Raw genomic sequence first — 19,508 nt, forward strand, 5'->3', positions numbered from 1 at the left:
CCGGACTCACGTCAGCCGCTCCAGCAACTGGGCCGCTTCGGCGCGGGTGGCGTCGTCGCCGGTGGCGGCGACTTCGAGCAACAGACCGCGTGCAGTGTCCTTGTCGCCCAGGTCCATGTAGGCCACCGCCAATTCCAGGCGATCGCGCCCGGCCGAGGCGAATTCCCTGTTGCTCACCGCATTGGGCGCCCCCACCGGGACGGCCGGGGTCTGCTCGACATCGTCGGGATGTTGCAGCATGTGATTGAAGTCGAAGCCATCCTGGACAGAGGCAGCCGCTGGCGCCGGTGGGCGCTCGCCAAGGGCGTACTCCGGTTCGATCTGTGGCGACGACACATCAGAGTCCTGAGCAACCTCAGGTTCCTGATAGGTCGCTTCGGGCTCCGCCACCGGCGCCGGCGGGGATGCGCGCAGCGCACGCCATTCGTCGCTGTTGATCACTGGAGCCACAGCCACCGGTTCGGTCAGCAGCGGTTCGCGACGCAACACGTCCGACAGCGGCGTTTGCGTGTCATGGACGCGCTCGTCCTCGCGCAGGTTGGCCTGTTCGAATTCGGTTTCATGCAGCACATCGTGCTCGCTGGGCTCGGTGGCCTGCGGGTCGTCCTGCTGCTCGTTGGTCTCCACTGGAGCCAGGGGCGGTGCGAAGTCGAACTGGCGGCGCGGCAACGGCGGCAGCGGCGAGGGTTTGCGGCGACGCGCCGCCAGCCATGCGACCACGGCCGCCACGATCAACACCAGAGATCCGATCAACCACAGCGGAAAGCCGCCGCCTTGCGGGGTGGCCTGCGGCGCATCGGCCAGACGCTTCTGCGCGGCCGCCAGGTCGGTGTCCTTCATGGCGATCAAGGCTTGCTGTTGCTGCTTGAGCTTTTCCAGATCGGCCACGCGCGAGCGCAGGTCCTGCAATTCCGCATCGCGGGTAGCGATGTCTTCCTTGGCCTGTTGCAACTGTTGGTTGGCCGCCATCTCGCCCTCGCCTTCGGCACTGGTGCCGGACGTGGCGCCGGCGGTGTTGGTCTGACTCGCCACTGCCGGGGCGATTTCGAGCCGCGCGCCGGCACCGGCCGCGGTGGATGCCGCCGGTGCGGCGGGGGCAGGCGTCGCTGCAGCAGCGGCACCGGCATCGGCCGGTTGCGGAATGGCCGAGCGCGCCTGCCGCCACTGGGCGGCCTGCTCGCGCACCATCACCGCCGCTTCGGCCGCACCGACCTGCGCCAGCGCGTCTTCTTGCGGCGTGCGCAACACGGCGCCCTGTTTCAAGCGATTGATGTTGCCGTTGACGAAAGCGTCCGGATTGGTCCGCAGCAACGCCAGCATGGTCTGATCCAGCGAATGTCCGCTGGAGCGTGCCAGGCCCGCTGCAATTTCCGACAAGGTCTGGCCCGAGCGCACAGCCGGCAATGCATCGCCGGTCTGCGTGGCGGCGGGAGCGGTTGCGGCTGCGCGCGCTGGCGCAGCTGCAGCGCCAGCGTCCCGGTCAGTGCGCTCCACCGCCGGAGCCGCCGCCGGCTCGCGTGCAATCGTGTTGCTGGCGCCGGCACGCGGCGCGTCGATGGCCGGTTCGGCAATCGCGGCAGCGGTGTTGGGCGCATCGACCAACGCGGCATATTCGCGCACCAGACGGCCCTGGCTCCACTCCACTTCGATCAAAAAATTGATCACTGGCTGGTCCACCGGCTGACTGCTGGTCACGCGGATCACCGCACGCCCGCGCGCGTCCTGCGCGAATTGGAACTGCAGGCTGCTGACCAGACCCTGCGGCCGCTCCAGACCGACGCGCGCAAAGGTGGTTGCCGATGCCAGCGCCACACGTGCGTTGTCGAGCTCGCCCGGCTCGTTGGAAATGACCGGAATCTCGGCCACCAACGGTTGCCCGGGTTTGGACAGCACCCGGATATCGCCCAAGCCCAACGCCATGGCGGCGCCGCTGCATGCCATCAGCAACAACGCACCTATCCCTTGTATCGGACGCATCGCGCCCCTGCCCCTATGTTTCATGGGCATCAATATAGCCGCTGAATGAGCGAAAAAGTCGTTCGTGCCTCGCGCATGCGCCGCACTTGCGATGCCGCAATGCGACATCGGTGCAGATGCGCAGCTGCCGATCGTGAATCGGTAGGCCGATCAACCCATCACATAAGAAGGTAGAAGACCTGCTGCGGCTGCTGCGGGGGGTGCGTAGAGCGCAGCAGCTTCTACTGCTGCCTTGATCGATATCTGCTTGTGCAGAGATCGATCGGGGCAGGACCTTCACGAGTTGGACCAACCTCGGGCTCGTTCGAAGGCGCAGTGCAGTGCAGTGCAGTGCGATCAGTCTTCGCCGCCAATGCATGTCACATGCGAGCGCCTTCTTACGACAGGCACTGTCTTACCCTGACACCAGGTCGTCAAAAGCCTCAACCCACCAGCTCGTGTAGGAGCGTACCTGGGCGCGATGAACCGTCACAGGGACAGCCCTCGCGCCCAGGTGCGCTCCTACAAGGCAGGTGGATCGGTTTTCCTGTGTGACCAGACCGGTCAAGTGCATTGTTTCGAAGGTAGCTGCAAGGAATGCATGCCCCATACAAGTGCCCCTGTACGCAGGACACTTCGTTACCAACCCACTAGATCATTGACGGCCAAAACCCACCGGCTCGTGTAGGAGCGCACCTGGGCGCGATGAGCCGTCACCGGGACAGCCCTCGCGCTCAGGCGCGCTCCTACACGGCAGGTGGATCGGCTTTTCTGTGTGACCAGACCGGTCAAGTGCTTTGCTTCGAAGGTAGCTGCAGGGAATGCATGCCCCATACAAGTGCCCCTCTACGCAGGACACTTCGTTACCGCCGCGCTAGATCATTGACGGCCAAAACCACCCAGCTCGTGTAGGAGCGCACCTGGGCGCGATGACCCGTCACGGGGACAGCCCTCGCGCTCAGGCGCGCTCCTACATGGCAATGGATCAACCTTCCTGTGCGACCAGTTCGGCCAGCTGCACGGCGTTGAGTGCGGCGCCCTTGCGGATATTGTCGGAGACGATCCACAGATTGAGACCACGCGGGTGCGATAAGTCCTCACGAATACGGCCGACGAACACTGCATCCTTGCCCGAGGCATGGGTCACCGGCGTCGGGTAGCCGCCCGCCTTGTGCTCGTCCACGACTTCCACGCCTGGCGAGGCTTCCAGCAGCGCGCGCGCGGCTTCGACGGTGATTTTCTCGCGGGTTTCGATGGCGACCGCTTCGGAGTGGCCGAAGAACACCGGCACGCGCACCGCGGTGGGATTCACCTGGATGCTCTCGTCGCCCAGGATCTTGCGGGTCTCCCAGACCAGCTTCATCTCTTCCTTGGTGTAACCGTTGTCCTGGAAGTCGTCGATGTGCGGGATCAGATTAAAAGCGATCTGCACCGGGAAGCGCTGCGGGTCGATTTGCTGGAAGCTCAACAGCTCGCTGGTCTGCTTGCCCAGTTCTTCCATCGCCGAGCGGCCGCCGCCGGACACCGACTGGTAGGTCGCCACGTTGATGCGCTCGATGCCGTACTTGCGGTGAATCGGGCCCAGCGCCACCAGCATCTGCATGGTCGAGCAATTGGGATTGGCGATGATGCCGCGCGGGCGCTGCTTGAGCGCTTCGGGATTGACTTCCGACACCACCAGCGGCACGTCGTCGTCGTAGCGGAACGCGGAGGAATTATCGATCACCACCGCGCCGGCAGCGGCGAACTTGGGGCCGTATTCCTTGGACACGCTACCGCCTGCGGAGAACAGCGCGATGTCCACGCCGGTCGGGTCGAAGTCGGCCAGATCCAGCACGTCGACCTTGCCGCCATTGAACTCGACCTGCCCACCGGCCGAGCGCGCCGAGGCCAGCGCGTACAAGTTGGCGACCGGAAAGTTGCGCTCGGCCAGGATGCTCAGCATGGTTTCGCCGACAGCGCCGGTGGCGCCCACGACCGCGACATTGAAACGACGGTTTTCGTTGCTCATGAGAATGTCTTTATCGAAAGAGTGAAGAGGGGAACGCGCTGCGCGTGGGTTCGGGGAACCTCCAACGCTGGCTGTGGAGGTTCCCTATCGTTTGGTCGCGCCGGTTTTGCTGGCGTCCACGATCGTACCGCCGCGTTTGGCGGCTGCGATCGCATCAGCATTGAGCGCGCTCGGCGGATGCCCGGCGTTGGGGCCATGGCCAAGCGCGGCAATCAGGTTGTCCACCGCCAGCTGCACCATGGCACGGCGCGTGGCCAGGCTGGCGCTGCCGATATGCGGGGTGAGCACCACGTTGTGGAGCGCCAGCAGTTCCGGGCGCACCGCCGGCTCGCCTTCGTAGACATCCAGGCCGGCACCGGCAAGACGCCCATTGGCCAACGCATCGGCCAGCGCGAGCTCATCGACGATACCGCCGCGCGCGATGTTCACCAGCGTGGCGGTGGGCCGCATCTTGGCCAGCGCGGCAGCGTCGATGATGTGGTGCGACTGTTTGCCGTAGGGCAGCACCAGCACCAGGTGATCGGACTGCGCCAGCAAGCTGTCGAGATCGACGTACTGCGCGCTGAGCTCCTGCTCGGTCTGCGCCGGCAACCGGCTGCGGTTGTGATACAGCACGCGCATGCCGAAGCCGTGCGCGCCGCGGCGTGCAATGCCCTGCCCGATCCGGCCCATGCCCAGGATACCGAGCGTGCTGCCGTGGATATCGGCGCCGAGCATGGTCTTGAACGACCACTGCCCCCACTGCCCGTCGCGCAACCAGCGCTCGGCCTCGGTGATACGGCGCGCGGTGGCCATCAACAACGCAAAGCCCAGGTCGGCGGTGGTTTCGGTCAACACGTCGGGCGTATTGCTGGCCAGGATGCCGGCCGCGCTCAGCGCGTCGATATCCAGATTGTTGTAGCCCACACCGACATTGGCGATGGCGCGCAGCTGCGGGGCCGATGCGATTTCGGCCGCGCCCACGCGCTCGTTGAGCGTGATCAGTGCGCCATCGACGCCGGCCAGGTGCGCGGCCAGCTGCTGCGACGAATACGCGGTGACGCCCGCAGTGGTGGTCAGCGCAAAATGCGCGCTCAGTTGTTCGACAACGTCGTCGAACAGCGGCTGGCTGACCCAGACCTTGGGGCGCGTCGTTTCAGACATCGATCTGACCGGGGATGCGCGGCGAGATCTCGCCGACATCACCGCATTGCGCGCGATGACGCAGCGCCTGATCCATCAGCACCAAGGCCATCATCGCTTCGGCGATCGGAGTGGCGCGGATGCCCACGCATGGGTCGTGCCGACCGGTGGTGATCACATCCACGACCGTGCCGTCTGCGTCCACGGTCGCACCGGGCAGGCGCAGGCTGGACGTCGGCTTGAGCACCATCGACGCGGTCACCGCCTGGCCGGTGGAAATGCCGCCCAGAATGCCGCCGGCGTGATTGCTGAGAAAGCCTTCCGGGGTGATCAGGTCGCGGTGTTCGGTGCCCTTTTGCGCGGCACTGGCAAACCCGTCGCCGATCTCCACGCCCTTGACTGCATTGATGCTCATCATCGCGGCAGCCAGCTCGGCATCGAGCTTGCCGTAGATCGGCTCGCCCCAGCCTGGAGGCACGCCGCCGGCCACCACGTCCACGCGCGCACCGACCGAATCGCCGGACTTGCGCAACGCATCCATATAGGTTTCCAGCTCTGGCACCTGCTCGGCGTGTGGCCAGAAGAACGGGTTGTCTTCGACCGCATTCCAGTCGAAACCGGTCGGACGGATCTCGCCCAGCTGCGACAGATACCCGCGCACCAGCACGCCGTAACGCTGCTTGAGCCACTTCTTGGCGATGACGCCCGCAGCCACGCGCATGGTGGTTTCGCGCGCAGACGAGCGCCCGCCGCCGCGTGGGTCGCGGATGCCGTATTTCTGCCAGTAGCTGTAGTCCGCATGGCCGGGACGGAACTGCTGGGCGATGTTGCTGTAGTCCTTGCTGCGCTGATCGGTGTTGCGGATCAGCAGCCCGATCGGCGTGCCGGTGGTGCGGCCTTCGTACACGCCGGACAGGATCTCGATCTCGTCGGCTTCGCGGCGTGCCGAGGTATGCCGGCTCTTGCCGCTGGCACGGCGTTGCAGGTCCAGGGTGAACTCTTCCGGCGCGAGTTCCAAGCCCGGAGGGCAGCCATCGACAACGCAGCCGATCGCCGGCCCATGCGATTCGCCGAAGGTAGTGACCGTCAACAGGCGGCCGAAACTGTTACTGCCCATAACGGCATCCTCTCAACATTGCAGCAGGTGGCAGCGCGCGCACGATGCGCGGCAGGTGCCGTGCCGCCACCAGCATCGGTGCCACGGCCAACACACTGCCGACCACCACCAGAAACAGGTCCAGCGCGAACCGCTCACTGAGCAGCCACTCGGCGAGCAGATACAGCGCCGTGCCGACCCCACCCAGCAAACCAAGCGCCACGCCCACGCTGCGGCGCCTATGCGCACGCAATGCCGCATCCGAGCTGGCCGCCACGATCCAGGCCGATACCAGGCCGAAGAACGCGATCGACCCGAAGCCGATCTGCGCTGCGACGCTCCACCAGCCCTGCGCGGTCGGACCACCGTACATCGGGTCAAACAGCTGCAATACCACGTCGACCAAAGCGAACGGAATGGCCGCCCCGAAGACGGACACCGGCACCAGCAGCACGATATCGATCAGCTGCGGACGGGATACGGGCGCCTTAGCGCGCACCGGCCAACTCGGTGATGCGCGCGCTGTGCGCAATCAACTCGCGGCATTCCACCGCAAAGATGCCCATCTGCCCAACCTTGAACTCGACCCAGGCCAGGTCCACTTCCGGCAGCAGCTTGATCAGGTGCTGCTCGGACTCGCCCACTTCGCAGATCAACAGGCCGTCTTCGCTCAGGTGCTGCGGCGCATCGCGCAGGATCTTCAGCACCAGGTCCAGGCCATCGTCGCCGGCACGCAAACCCAGCTCCGGCTCGTAGGAATACTCCTGCGGCAGCGCGTCGGTCTCGTCGTTGGTGACGTACGGCGGATTGGTGACGATCAGATCGTACTGACGGCCCGCCAGCCCGGTGAACAGGTCGGACGTGAGCAAGCTGACGTTGTCGGCATGCAGGCGCGCCTTGTTTTCGGCAGCCAGCGCCAGCGCGTCGTCGCTGATGTCCACGCCATCCACCTCCCAATGCGGGTTGTAGTGGCCCATGGCGATGGCGATGCAGCCCGAGCCGGTGCACAGGTCCAGCGCGCGGGTGACTTCGCGGCCGCCCAGCCAGGGCTCGAAGCCGGCTTCGATCAATTCGGCGATCGGCGAGCGTGGCACCAGGGCGCGTGCGTCGCTCTTGAAACTCAGGCCGGCAAACCAGGCTTCACCGGTCAGATAGGCCGCCGGCACGCGTTCAGTGATGCGGCGCTCGAACAGGCCCAGCACGCGTTCTTTTTCGTCGCGCAGCAGGCGCGCCTGGCCATACGCCGGGCCCAGGTCGTGCGGCAGATGCAGGCTGTGCAGTACCAGTTGGGTGGCTTCGTCCAGCGCGTTGTCGTAGCTGTGACCGAAGGTGAGACCGGCTTCGTTGAAACGGCTGGTGCCGTAGCGGATCAGGTCGATGATGGTGTGCAGTTCGTCGGCCGCGGCGGCAGTCATGGCAACAACTAAAAAGGAATCGGCCCACGATTATAGAGGTCGGATCGGTATCATGAGCGTCCGTTGCACTGGAAACCGCCATGTTCAATCGCAATACCGGCATCGTGCTACTGGTGGCGCTGGCCTCCGGTCTTGGGTTGTTGCTGGGCCAGAAGTTCTTCGGCGGGACGCCCCGCTCGCCCTGGCCGCCCACCCAGACCATCACGTTTTACCCGCAGCCGCGCCCCTTGCCGCAGTTCAGCCTGCGCCAGTCCGATGGCACCCAGCTGGTGTCTGGCGAACTGAAAGGGCATTGGACGCTGGTGTTCTTGGGTTTCACCTTCTGCCCGGATGTCTGCCCGACCACACTGACCGATCTGGCGGTGGCGCAGCAGCAGTGGGAAAGCATCCCCGACGGGCTGCGCCCGCGCGTGTTGTTCGTGTCGGTGGATCCGCAGCGCGACCCGCCTGCGCGGCTGGGTGAGTACGCCCACGCCTTCCACAAGGACACGCTTGCGGCCACCGCAGACGTGCCGGCGCTGGAACGCTTTGCCACCGCGCTGGGCTTGGTATTCCAGAAGGTGCCGGGCAAGAACTTCGATCAGAACCCCAACGACTACAGCATGGATCACTCGGCCGGCATCGCCGTGCTCGACCCGCAAGGCCGCCTGACCGGCCTGATCCGTCCGCCGCTCGACCCCAAGGCGATTGCCGCCGACCTCCAACAGCTGACCAAGGTAACCGCTCCGTGAGTTTCGTCACTTCCCTGACCTACGTGCTGCCGCATCGGTTGCTGTCCTCCATGGCGCGCGCGCTGGCGTACTCGGACACGCCTTCGACCAAGCAATGGTTGATCGACACGGTGACGCGCAAGTTCGGGGTGGACCTGAGCGAAGCGCAGGAGCCTGACCCGCGCGCGTACCCCACCTTCAATGCGTTCTTTACCCGCGCATTGAAGCCGGGCGCACGTGTGCCCGATGCCGACCCGGCAACCGTATTGATGCCGGCCGATGGCCGTATCAGCCAGCTCGGCCCGATCGAGAATGGGCGTATTTTCCAGGCCAAGGGCCAGTCGTTCACCGCCGCCGAATTGCTCGGCGACGCGGCAGCGGCCGCGCCGTTCAACGACGGCCTGTTCGCGACAGTGTATCTGTCGCCCAAGGACTACCATCGCGTCCACATGCCGTGGACCGGCACGCTGCGCGAAACCGTGCATGTGCCCGGCCGCCTGTTCAGCGTGGGCCCGGATGCGGTGCGCAATGTGCCGCGGTTGTTTGCCCGCAACGAGCGCCTGGTGTGCCACTTCGACACCGAGTTCGGCCCGATGGCCTCGGTGATGGTGGGTGCGCTGCTGGTGTCCGGCGTGGAAACGGTCTGGAGCGGCGTGGAGATCCCACGCTACGGCGATCGCATCACGCGCAAGGATTACCGTGGCAAGGGAATCGTCTTGGAGCGCTTTGCTGAGATGGCGCGCTTCAATTACGGCTCGACGGTGATCGTGCTGCTGCCACCGGGCGTGGCCAAGCTCGATGGCTCACTTGCCGCAGAGACGGCGGTGCGTCTTGGGCAGGCCCTGGCACGTCGCCAGGTGGGCTGACGTGGGGCGAAGCGGCCAGTATTCGGATGCTGCATTTGATTGAGGCGCGGCTCGACGCTGATCGTGTTGCTGCCCCTTGGTGTGGCTACGCTTGCCGGTGGATTGGCTGTAGAAACGTCGGTGCGGCTGGGGGCAGGCGCTAGTGGCCTGGGCCGCAGCGACGCGGCCGGTCGCGTTGTTGTTGGTTGTCGTTACTCGTCACCGCATTCTTTACAAAGCACGTTGCATCGCTGGAAACAGCCAACGCACGCTGCACCCGCTCCTTCACCTGCACTTCCAGCCGCCGGATATCGGCGGTTTTCAGGATCTTCGATGACAACACGGATGTTGCGCTGGCCGCTGGCGATTGTGCTGCTTACGGCAGTGACCGGCTGCGGCCACAAGAGCGAGCAACAACAGTTGGACGATCTGCGCGGTAGCCTGCAATACCGTGGCTACCGGCACTTCAGCGAACAGGGCTTACCGATCGCATTTGCGGCGTATCAACGCGGCGGTGCCCTGCTGGAGACCCCACCCGCCCCGTTGACCGCCGACGACATCTGCATGCTGCACGCGATGCTGTCCTACACGGCGCTATCGGCGAACAAATTGCTGCCGGCAATCGCCGAGGCCGACCTGCTGGAGCGCGATTGCGCCCCCCAGGGGCGAATAATCGCCACCGCATTGCGCTCGGTGGCCTACGAACGTAAGCAATGGCCACAACTGGCGCAGCAGTCCAGCGACAGCCTGTGGAAAAACAGCACCGATCCGGAAGGCGACTTCGCCACGTTGGTGATGCTGCACGTGGTGATGGCCTATGCCGCGATGCAGGACAAGCGCTGGGAAAACGTGGTGCTGCATGTCGATGCGATTGCGCTGGCGGTGCGTGCACCGTGGCTGGGCGAACTGGCACGCGCCGGGCTGGACCTGGCCGAGCACCGTTATCTGGCTGGCTTACGCCGTCTGAAACGGCTCAGCGAAAATCCCGGCGTACCGCCGGAGGTGCGCGCCGAACTGCAGACCTTGATCCTGCATGTGGAAGCAGAGAGCGGCGACCTGGATTCCAATCTGGTCATCGCCCGCATCCTCAGCCGTTTCATGTGGCAGGCGATCAAGCAGAACGGCTCGCCGGTGATGCAGCAGGCGATGCAGTTTGCAGAGCAGCAGGCGCAGCGTTTTGGTCCCGAGGCGTTGCGCCAGAGCTGGCGTGCGCGGTGGACGCAATGGTGGGACGGCCTCAAGGCACGCTGGAGCGAGGACAGCGACTCGCCGCCCTCCTCGCAGGCAGGTACGGCACCAGCTGCGCCGCCGGCTTAAACGCCGCTGACAAACGACTGCGCTCGCTGCTAGGCGGGCGCAGCCGATGCTCGGTGCGGCATGGACCACGCGTACACGTCGTTCCTAAGCGCCCCGTCGACACCCAACTGACGACTGCTCACTACATTTTTTCAACCGCTCCAAGTGAGGTGCTGCAATCTGCGATCGCAGCACCTCACACTCAGCGGTCGCAGCCCGCCAGCTTGATGCTCTGCCCCGGCTTGAGTGCGTAGCTCGGTGCCTTCAGGCCATTGGCCTTGGCCAGTTCCTTGATCTCGCACTGGTACTTCTGCGCCACGCGGCCGAGCGTGTCGCCCTTGGCGATGGTGTAGCTGCGCGCCTGCTTTGCCTTCGGTTTGGTGACTGCCGGCTGGCCGGTGGCCACGGTGGTCGGCACGCCAGCCATCGGGCTGACATCGCCCACCGCCACGGTCGGCGTGTACTCGGTTGCGCTGCTGCGCACGATGGCGCTGTTGAGATCGGCCGTGATCAAGGTGCGCGCCAGGTCCGCACGCGGACCGTTCACGCAGTAACGCGTGTACAGGCTGGCGATGCGGTTGGTGGCGTTGATGACGGTGCCGGCCGGAATCCAGCCATCGGGTTCATAGCGCGGGTTGAGGTTGCGCAGTGCGCGCATATAGCCCTCGCGGGCGCCCATGCCGCCCAGGCAGATGGTCAGCTCATAGATTGTGGTGGACTTGGCGAGCTTGAGCGTGGCCGGCTGCGCGTCGAGCTTGGGGAAATCGACGCCGTACTGGCGCGGGTGCAGGAAGATCCACGCCGCCGCGATCACCATCGGCACGTAGTCCTTGGTTTCGGCCGGGAACTGGTTGTAGACGTCCTGCTCCCAGAATCCGCGCCCGCCGGTCTGCGAAAACACCCGTGCAGCACGCCCTTCGCCACCGTTATAGGCGGCCAGCGCCAGCTCGATACTGCGGTTGAGGCCGGCCATGCGCTCGTTGAGATAGGCGGCGCTGGCTTCGGCGGCGCTGCGTGCATCGAAGCGCGTGTCGAAGCCGCTGCCGTCCGGGCCCAGCCCGAAACGCCGCCCGGTGGCCGGCATGAACTGCATCAGCCCGGCCGCACCCGCGCGCGAATTGGCGTGCACCTTGCCGTTGGATTCCTTGGCCATGATGCCGAACAGCAGCGCCTCGGGCAGGCCGCGTTTCTGCCATTCCGGCCACATCACGCCGCGCAGGTTGCTGTAGTTGTCGTAGCTGGTCATCAACGCCGGGCGCATATCGGTCAGCCAGCGACGGATGCCGGCCTGCACGGCCGGGTTGTACTGCACCATCTTGTCGAACTCGTGGCGCTGGTCGTTGAGCAGGGTGGCCGCACGCGCCGCCTCGGGCACGCCATTGGCGGCCGGGCCGAGATGATCCGGGTCGGCCTGCAGCAAGGTGTCGTCGTCTTCCGGGTCTTCGGCAGCCGGCGCTTCGGCATCAGCACGCGCCTTGAGCAGACGCTTGTAGGTAGCCAGCTGATTGGCAACCAGACAGCCGCGTTGCTTGATGCAGGCGTCGATGACGTCCTCCATGTCCTCCAGTGCGGCGTCGCCTTCGGCGGTGCCCTTCGGGTCGGAGTTGTTCACCAGCACCAGCGCATCGCGGTAGCGCTTTTCGGCCGCAGCCATGCGTGTATCGAGCACGGCAGCCTTCTCCGTGTCGCGCTTGGAGATGGCGTGGGCGGCGGGGACAACAGACATCAGCGCCACCACAGCCAGGACAGGCCATGGGCGCAAACCAAAATGAGCGAGCGGCATCGGAGACAGTGCAGCGGAAAGGCAGGCAGGGTAGCCGCCGGGACGACACCGGGGCAAGGCGATGCCGCCGGCAGGTCAGTGGCGCGTTAGCTTGGCGCGCCTGCCCGATCCATTGAAAACTGGCGGAGCCGGTTGTCTGGCAGCGGCGAGCACGGTGTCGACCTTGCTGGAGACAGGCGCCGGCTCGCCGCACAGCCTGACTGTCAGAACCCATACGTCGCCCGCCGATTTGTGCGGCAACGTTGCCCGCTAGAATCCGGTCTTTCCTCACCGGATCTGCCCAATGGCCTCGTTCCTGCTCGGCAAAGGCGTCACCGACGATATCCCGGTCGTGCTCGAAGGCCGCTTCGGCAACCGCCATGGTCTGGTGGCCGGCGCCACCGGGACCGGCAAGACCGTGACCCTGATGACCCTGGCCGAAGGCTTCTCGCGCTTGGGGGTACCGGTGTTCCTGGCCGATGTGAAAGGCGACGTGGCCGGCCTGGCCGTGGCCGGCGACGGCGCGCCCGGCGTGCTGCAGCGCGCCACGGATGTAGGCATCGCCGATTACGAGCCGGCCGCCAGCCCGGTGGTGTTCTGGGACCTGTACGGGCAGCTCGGCCACCCGGTGCGCACCACGGTGAGCGAAATGGGCCCCACCCTGCTCGCCCGCATCCTGGAACTCAACGACACCCAATCCGGCGTGCTGGACATCGTGTTCAAGCTGGCCGACGACCGCGGCCTGTTGCTGCTGGATCTGGACGATCTGCGTGCCCTGCTCGCGCTGGTGGTGGAAGAACGCAAGGAGCTATCCACCAGTTACGGGTTGGTATCCAGCCAGTCGGTGGCCGCGATCCAGCGCGCGCTGCTGCGGCTGTCGCAGGACGGCGGCGAGCAGTTCTTTGGCGAACCGGCGCTTGAGCTGGCCGAGCTGATGCGCGTTTCGCCAGACGGACGCGGCGTGATCGGCATCCTGGCGGCCAACCAGTTGGTGCTCAAGCCGCGGCTGTATTCGACCTTCCTGCTATGGCTGCTGTCGGAATTGTTCGAAGGCCTGCCGGAAGTGGGCGATCTGGACCAGCCCAAGCTGGTGTTCGTCTTCGACGAGGCGCATTTGCTGTTCGAGGACGCGCCTGCGGCGCTGGTGCAGCGCATCGAGCAGGTGGTGCGATTGATCCGCTCCAAGGGCGTGGGCATCTATTTCTGCTCGCAGTTTCCCGATGATATTCCAGACAACATTCTTGGCCAGCTCGGCAACCGTGTGCAGCATGCGCTGCGTGCCTACACGCCACGCGACCAGAAAGCGGTCAAGACCGCGGCGCAGACCTTCGTGGCAAATCCCAAGCTCGACGTGGCCACCGCCATCTCCAGCCTGGGCACCGGCGAGGCGCTGGTGTCGCCACTGCAGGGCAAGGGCGTGCCCGCGCCGGTGCAGCAAACCCTGATCGCCCCGCCGCGCTGCCGCATGGGCGCCATCAGCGCACCCGAACGCGCGCAGGTACGCGCGGCCAGCCCGGTGGGCACGCGCTACGACACCGCGATCAACCGCGAATCGGCAGCCGAGCTGTTGGCACGCCGCGTGGAACAGGTTGCCGCGCAGACCGCCGCCCCGCCCGCCCGCACCCGCGAGCAAGAGGAAACCCAGGACAGCGGTTTCGGAAAAGCGGTCAAGGACGCGGTGTTCGGCACCGGTCGCCGCCAGGGCATGCTGGAAACGATGGCCAAACAAACATCGCGCACCATCGGCAGCAAGATCGGGCAGCAGATCGTGCGCGGGATTTTCGGCAGTATTTTTGGTGGGAAGCGTTGAGGGCTTTCGAACATGACAAGGACGTAAATCATGCGACGCATCTACCGGTATCGTCTGGGATTTGGCCTATTGCTGCTCATCGCAGCAACCTGCTCTGCACAGCAGTTACACAATCCCGATTACGACGACACGCCTGGCTACTATGGCTCGATCGAATGGCCATTACGCAGACAGCATCTGCTGGCCGGACATTACAACGGAAAAATCCAGGTAGCGGTAGATCGAACAGACTGCGCTGCAGCCACTGCAGATTTGCGCCTTGACGCGATCAAAGGACGCCCAGAGAGTCGTCACTACACATTGAGTTACACATGTTTATCGGGACAGGATCCGGACTACCGCAAACGAACCGTGACGTTGCGTAGCACCTGGTGGATAGATGAGATCGCAGGTAGCTGCCTGATACTCGAACGGGAGCCAGACGCAGCGCGAAACCCTCCCCTCGCCTATCCGTTATATGGCTTCCGTATCAGCGAAAACATACATCCCAAAGCCGTCACGGGCATCCTGCTCTCGCAGGATGGCTCGGACTGCCAGAGTGGCGGCGCGTCCGAATACGTCGACAAAACACTCACACGTGTGCGCTGAGCTCAGCGCCACTATTGACTGGCTCCGGCAACCCGCAAGTTGCCGGACGATACGGTTGACCGAACTCTGATTACTCCAGCACGCCATGCAATTTGGCGTACTGCAGCAACATGATGGTCTTGGCGTCGGCGATCTCGCCGGACGCGATCATCGACAGCGCAGCGTCGAGCGACAGTTCCAGCACCTCGATCTCTTCGCCGTCTTCTTCGACCCCGCCACCGTCGCTCACCTTGTCGCCATCGAAGTATTCGCCGACGAAGAAGTACAGGCGTTCGGTGACCGAGCCCGGGCTCATGAAGGCCTCGAATACCTTGCGCACGTTGTCGATGCGGTAGCCGGTTTCTTCTTCGGTTTCTTTGCGGATGCAGGTCAGCGCATCGTCATGGTCGAGCAAGCCGGCGCAGGCTTCGATCAGCATGCCATCCGGGTTGCCATTGAGCAGCGTCGGCAGGCGGAATTGCCGGGTCAGCATCACCGTCTGCCTGGCGCGGCTGTAGAGCAAGATGGTGGCGCCATTGCCACGGTCATACGCCTCGCGCGACACCGTCTGCCAGCGGCCGTCCTTGCGCTGGAAGTCGAAGGTGACCTTGCGCAGCACATACCAGTTGTCGGACAACACATCGATGCTGCGAATGCGAACCTGCGGGGTGTCGGCGACAGATGGATTCAAGCAGAACTCCTTGCGATAGGGGGAATGACTGCGCCACCGCGATTACACGTCAGCGCGTGCCGCCTGCAGCAACGTCGCCACATGGCCGGCAGCCGACCGGTAGCGAACCATAGGTTCTACGCAGAAGTCCATTGCGCGGCCGATGGTTCCTGATGTTCGATGGCTCGCCCGTCGCAATGCGTTCAATCGTTGTAAGCCAGCTACGTGCCGGCGGCACCATCGGCGCTTTTTTGCAGCTGACCATGCAGGACCCACCTACGCTGCCTGCCCACGCCACGATATCCACGGCGCTAGGCAGTGCAGCCGCAGGATTGCATGCGGCAGGCAGCGGATCCCACATAGCTTGACGTCACCGGGCAGTCGCGCTATCCCAATTGCACCCAGCCGCGCATCGCCGCACAATCCCGGCACATCACACGCTTGGGGAGCGTCATGGAAGACCGTTTTCGCGCGCACAGGGTTGCCGCGCAGGCTGCACCTGCACCGTTCTGGACCCGCATCCCGGCGATCGCCACTTATCCGCTGCGCGGCTCGGCGCTGTATGCGTTGATCGCACTGACGCTGTGCAGCGCGCTGCTGGTCCTGCCGGGCATCCTTAAACTGTTGGTCATGGGCGTGCTGGGCATGGCGACCTACACCTATGCCTTCGATATCCTGCGCCACACCGCAGATGGCCAGCCCGATGCGCCGAAGCTCGGCTACAACAGCTTCGACAGTGCGGTACTGCGTCTGATCCTGCTGGCCTTTGCACTGGGCATCGTGATCGGCGTCGCCGCCGCGCTTGCCGGTAAATTCGGGCTGACCATCGCCTATCTGGGCACCATGCTGTTGTTGCCCGGCATGCTGATCTCGCTCGCCATCGATGGCAGCCTGCGCCGCGCGCTCAACCCGGCGGTGTCGATCGACATGGCGCTGCGGATCGGCTGGCCGTATCTGGCCGCCTACGGCCTGCTTTATGTGATCCAGGGCAGCGGTACGGCAGCGGTCTTCGTCGCACTGAAATATCTGCCGCCGCTGGTACGCGAGGCGACGGTGATGATGACCTCGATCTGGACTCTGTTCGCCAGTTTTCATCTGCTGGGGTATCTGGTGTACCAGTACCACGAAGCGCTGGGCTACGTCCCCAGCGGCGGGGATGTGCACGAACGCGCCGACCCGGATCAGCGCCTGCTCGACGAGGCCGAACAGTACGTGCGCGACGGGCATTCCGACGAGGCGTTCCAAGCCTTGCGTGGCGCCGTACGCTCGCGCGCAGTGAGCCTGGCAGTGCACGAGCTGTATCAACGCCTGCTGCGTCAGCACCATCGCAACGACGAGCTGCGCGAGCACACCCGGCAGTACATCAACCGCTTGCTGCAGGAGAAGCAGGAGCGCCGCGCGCTTGCGTTGCAGCGCGAAGCCCTGGACAGCGACGCCGCGTTTACCCCGCTGCTCCCGGAACAGGCCACGTTGCTGGCCGAGCGCGCCAAGATGGCCGGGCAGTTTCAGCTTGCGACCGATGGGCTGCTGGCCGCCATCGCAGGCTGGCCACGCGATCCGATGCTGCCGAGCTGGTCGCTGGATGCCGGGCTGATGCTGGCCGAGCGTTTCGGCCGCGACGAGCAGGCGCGCGTCATCCTGCAAAGCGCCTTGGAGCATTGCGACGATGCCGCACAACGCGCAAAGCTGGACGCAGCGTTACGGGCAGTTGCGATCCAACCGGCGTAGCGCATCTAACAAAACGGCTGCGCTCACCGCCAGGCGCGCGCGGCCAATGCGCGGTGCGGCATGGACCACTCGTACGCTCTGTCCGCGCCGTCCACACCCACCTGACGACTACTGGATACGTTCTGTTAGCCGCTCTTGGCAGTCCAACACACATCGCCGCAGCCGGACGGTGGCGGCCCGCCCTCAAAACCGGTTTGACGCACCTCATAAGCGGCTGCATAGCCGCAAGTGCGCGCGCTCGGCTCTCAGAACGGCATGTAGTGAGTACTAAGCGCACCATCCAATCGCACCGACGACCGCTCGCTGGGCTCGGCTAGCCGCTGCTGATACGACTTTAAAACGCCTGCCGCCGATACCTCCGAAATCCACTCGAACACGCAGCTGCGTCAACCGTTCTCAAGCAGAAAACGCGCCTTGACCGCCTGCCCCTGCTCCGGAAATTGATCGCGCACCAGCTGCAATACCCGTGTGCGCTGTTCGCCGGCCTGCAGTTCGCCGTGCCGCAACGCCAGCACAAACCACTGCTGGGCCAGTTCGGCGCGTGGCGCCTCGATGTCGCACTCCTTCAACAAACGCTCGGCATCGGCCAGCAACCCGGTACGCAGGCACGCGCCGACCAGGGCCATGCGTGCCGGTAGCGCAAGGGCGATCGTGTCCTTGCTCAGTTCTGCTGCCACGCCTAGCTGGACGCGCGTCTGCTGTGCGTTATGGCTGGGCAGGTGCAACAGCGTCTGTGCATGGCGCACGGCGTCCTGCGTGCGGCCGGCGTTGCGGGCCACGCGGTAACGGGCCAGCGCAACGTCCGGGCTGTGTGGCGTCTCGCTGGCAAGCTCGGCGAGCAGCCGCTCGGCTTCAAGGTTCTCCATGCGGCCCAGATGGCGCTGCGCACGCTCCCAGCGGTCGTCCACCTGTGCGGCGGCGTCCTCGTCCATGAAGGCCGGGCGGGTTTGCCGCACCGCCACCAGCAACGCACCGAGCAGCGCACCGCTGACCAAGCCGCCGGCATGTGCCTCGAAGGCGACACCGCCGTTATCGCTGCCCAGCAGGCTGTACAACTCCCAGCCCAGCCACAGTGGCAGCAGCAGAATCGCCGGCCCACGCACGTAGTTGAAGACCACAAAAAACCAGTAGAAAAACCGCACCCGACGGCGGCCCCACACCACGCAGAACGCCCCCATCAATGCGGCGATCGCACCGGACGCGCCCAGCCCGCCGCCAGGCTCGCCCCAGCGCCACCACAGGCTGGCCGCGCTGGCGCCAAACCCGCCCAGCAGATACAGCAGCAGAAACCAGCCGCTGCCGATCGCCCCTTCCAGCAAGGTGCCCAGCGCCAGTAGAAACACCATGTTGCCGAGCAAATGATCGAAGTCGCCATGCAGGAACGTGGCGGTGAGCATGCGCGCCGGCGACCACTCCGAACTGCGTTGCAGATGACGCAGCGTGAACACCCTGGACAGGCGGGCATCGTAAGGCGCACGTAGACCGCGCCATTCGCGCATCTGCTCCTCGTCCTTAAATAACGCGCCGCCGCGCAACGCCTGCGCAAAGGCGACATCGTGCAGTGTCAAATGCGCCAGATATGCGAGGCGCTGCGGCGCCGGCACGCTGTCCAGTTTGCCCTGCCGCGCGGTGCGCAGTTTGGCGTCGGTGGTCTGCGCCAGGTAGCGTGCGTGGGCCTGCGCTTCCAGTGTGCCCAGCCCGGACGCGACGTAGTAATGCACGGCGTTTTCGACCAGCGCATCGTCCTTGCGCTGATAGCCTACATAGACAACGACATTGATCAGCACCAGCAGCAGCGTCACCCACGGAATGTTCTGGCGCGACCAGGGTTTGTGCAGCGGCATGAGCAACATGACAACGTCCGTGTCCGAGAATGGCGCAAAGCTTCGCCGGGCGGCGGCAGATGCGCAAGCCGTCCATGCGCGCTAGCATCGCGCCCCCGCTGTCCGACACCCCAAGCCCGACATGAGCCGCTGGCGCCCGCCCGCAGAAAAGAGCACTGCGTTGATCACGCCCGAAGGTCACACCCGTCTGAAGGTCGAACTGGAAGATCTGTGGCGGGTGCGGCGTCCCGAGGTGGTGCGCGCACTGGCCGCGGCTGCCGCCGAGGGCGATCGATCGGAAAATGCCGAGTACACCTATCGCAAGAAGCAACTGGGCGAGATCGACCGCCGTGTGCGCTATCTCAGCAAGCGCCTGGAAGCGTTGCGCGTGGTGGATACCGCGCCCACCGACCCGCACGCGGTGTTTTTTGGCGCGCAGGTGGAGCTGGAAGATGCCGATAGCGGCGAGCTGTTGCGCTATCGCATCGTCGGTCCGGACGAAACCGATGCCGGCCTGGGCTGGATCAGCATCGATTCGCCGCTGGCGCGCGCATTGCTGAAAAAACGCGTGGACGATGAGTTCGAAGCGCAGCTGCCGGCCGGAAAGCACACCTTTGTGGTGGTGTCAGTGGATTACGGCAGTCAGTGAGCAGGTGACGCAGGCGGCTGAGCTGTAGAGGCGCCTTTGCGCGATAGT

Annotated in this window: 16 protein-coding genes and 2 other RNA genes; 9 read left to right on the top strand and 9 right to left on the bottom strand. The window is 65.0% G+C overall.

Features of this window, described 5'->3' with window-relative positions; all coding sequences use genetic code 11:
* Positions 1–6: 6 nt before the first annotated feature.
* The 6 genes from ABQU90_RS06420 to prmB form a co-directional block, all read right to left on the bottom strand.
* Complete coding sequence (locus tag ABQU90_RS06420) at positions 7–1,977, bottom strand: type IV pilus assembly protein FimV (protein WP_323521186.1); 1,971 nt, start codon at positions 1,975–1,977, stop codon at positions 7–9.
* Positions 1,978–2,941: 964 nt separating this feature from the next.
* Positions 2,942–3,967, bottom strand: coding sequence for an aspartate-semialdehyde dehydrogenase (locus tag ABQU90_RS06425; protein ID WP_115513345.1), 1,026 nt, complete (start codon positions 3,965–3,967; stop codon positions 2,942–2,944).
* An 84-nt stretch (positions 3,968–4,051) separates the two neighbouring features.
* Positions 4,052–5,110: a 2-hydroxyacid dehydrogenase gene (locus ABQU90_RS06430; protein WP_323521187.1), complete on the bottom strand. Its 1,059-nt coding sequence runs from the start codon at positions 5,108–5,110 to the stop codon at positions 4,052–4,054.
* Positions 5,103–6,206 (bottom strand): chorismate synthase, encoded by a 1,104-nt coding sequence (gene aroC, locus ABQU90_RS06435; protein ID WP_055850032.1) that lies wholly within the window; start codon positions 6,204–6,206, stop codon positions 5,103–5,105. Before aroC ends, ABQU90_RS06430 begins: the two co-directional genes overlap by 8 nt.
* Positions 6,196–6,684 carry a hypothetical protein gene (locus ABQU90_RS06440; RefSeq protein WP_115528418.1) on the bottom strand — a complete coding sequence of 163 codons (489 nt, stop codon included), beginning with the start codon at positions 6,682–6,684 and terminating at the stop codon, positions 6,196–6,198. Before ABQU90_RS06440 ends, aroC begins: the two co-directional genes overlap by 11 nt.
* Complete coding sequence (prmB, locus tag ABQU90_RS06445) at positions 6,674–7,600, bottom strand: 50S ribosomal protein L3 N(5)-glutamine methyltransferase (protein ID WP_115513348.1); 927 nt, start codon at positions 7,598–7,600, stop codon at positions 6,674–6,676. The genes ABQU90_RS06440 and prmB overlap by 11 nt, the downstream gene beginning before the upstream one ends.
* An 80-nt stretch (positions 7,601–7,680) precedes the next feature.
* Here prmB and ABQU90_RS06450 point away from each other — a divergent pair, with 80 nt between their 5' ends.
* From ABQU90_RS06450 to ABQU90_RS06465, 4 genes are all read left to right on the top strand, one after another.
* Entirely contained in the window at positions 7,681–8,331 is a 651-nt protein-coding gene (locus ABQU90_RS06450) for an SCO family protein (RefSeq protein WP_323521188.1), read from the top strand.
* On the top strand, positions 8,328–9,176 hold the full coding sequence (asd, locus tag ABQU90_RS06455; RefSeq protein ID WP_323521189.1) for an archaetidylserine decarboxylase: 849 nt from the start codon (positions 8,328–8,330) through the stop codon (positions 9,174–9,176). Before ABQU90_RS06450 ends, asd begins: the two co-directional genes overlap by 4 nt.
* A 312-nt stretch (positions 9,177–9,488) precedes the next feature.
* Positions 9,489–10,472, top strand: a complete 984-nt coding sequence (locus tag ABQU90_RS06460) for a hypothetical protein (RefSeq protein ID WP_323521190.1) — start codon at positions 9,489–9,491, stop codon at positions 10,470–10,472.
* Between the two features lie 60 nt (positions 10,473–10,532).
* A non-coding RNA gene (locus ABQU90_RS06465) (sX9 sRNA) lies at positions 10,533–10,609 on the top strand.
* A 44-nt stretch (positions 10,610–10,653) separates the two neighbouring features.
* Here ABQU90_RS06465 and ABQU90_RS06470 read toward each other — a convergent pair.
* Positions 10,654–12,234: a transglycosylase SLT domain-containing protein gene (locus tag ABQU90_RS06470; protein WP_323521191.1), complete on the bottom strand. Its 1,581-nt coding sequence runs from the start codon at positions 12,232–12,234 to the stop codon at positions 10,654–10,656.
* Positions 12,235–12,517: 283 nt separating this feature from the next.
* On the opposite strand from ABQU90_RS06470, the gene ABQU90_RS06475 reads away from it, so the two are divergent.
* Positions 12,518–14,023, top strand: coding sequence for a helicase HerA-like domain-containing protein (locus tag ABQU90_RS06475; RefSeq protein WP_323521192.1), 1,506 nt, complete (start codon positions 12,518–12,520; stop codon positions 14,021–14,023).
* A 30-nt stretch (positions 14,024–14,053) separates the two neighbouring features.
* Positions 14,054–14,611 carry a hypothetical protein gene (locus tag ABQU90_RS06480; RefSeq protein ID WP_323521193.1) on the top strand — a complete coding sequence of 186 codons (558 nt, stop codon included), beginning with the start codon at positions 14,054–14,056 and terminating at the stop codon, positions 14,609–14,611.
* Positions 14,612–14,681: 70 nt separating this feature from the next.
* On the opposite strand, the gene nudK is transcribed toward ABQU90_RS06480, so the two are convergent.
* A complete protein-coding gene (gene nudK, locus ABQU90_RS06485) occupies positions 14,682–15,281 on the bottom strand; it encodes a GDP-mannose pyrophosphatase NudK (RefSeq protein ID WP_323521194.1) in 600 nt (199 codons plus the stop codon).
* A gap of 432 nt (positions 15,282–15,713) precedes the next feature.
* Between nudK and ABQU90_RS06490 the strand changes: the two genes are divergently transcribed.
* Together ABQU90_RS06490 and ABQU90_RS06495 are read left to right on the top strand one after the other, a co-directional pair.
* A complete protein-coding gene (locus ABQU90_RS06490; protein WP_323521195.1) occupies positions 15,714–16,988 on the top strand; it encodes a hypothetical protein in 1,275 nt (424 codons plus the stop codon).
* A 60-nt stretch (positions 16,989–17,048) separates the two neighbouring features.
* Positions 17,049–17,119: non-coding RNA, sX9 sRNA (locus ABQU90_RS06495), on the top strand.
* A gap of 255 nt (positions 17,120–17,374) precedes the next feature.
* Here ABQU90_RS06495 and ABQU90_RS06500 read toward each other — a convergent pair.
* The gene (locus ABQU90_RS06500) at positions 17,375–18,841 is read right to left on the bottom strand and encodes a rhomboid family intramembrane serine protease (protein WP_323521196.1); all 1,467 of its coding nucleotides are present in this window, start codon (positions 18,839–18,841) and stop codon (positions 17,375–17,377) included.
* A gap of 112 nt (positions 18,842–18,953) precedes the next feature.
* Between ABQU90_RS06500 and greB the strand changes: the two genes are divergently transcribed.
* The gene (greB, locus tag ABQU90_RS06505; RefSeq protein ID WP_055850016.1) at positions 18,954–19,460 is read left to right on the top strand and encodes a transcription elongation factor GreB; all 507 of its coding nucleotides are present in this window, start codon (positions 18,954–18,956) and stop codon (positions 19,458–19,460) included.
* The last annotated feature ends 48 nt before the right edge of the window (positions 19,461–19,508 follow it).

The organism is Xanthomonas sp. WHRI 10207 (assembly GCF_040202975.1).
GTDB lineage: Bacteria > Pseudomonadota > Gammaproteobacteria > Xanthomonadales > Xanthomonadaceae > Xanthomonas.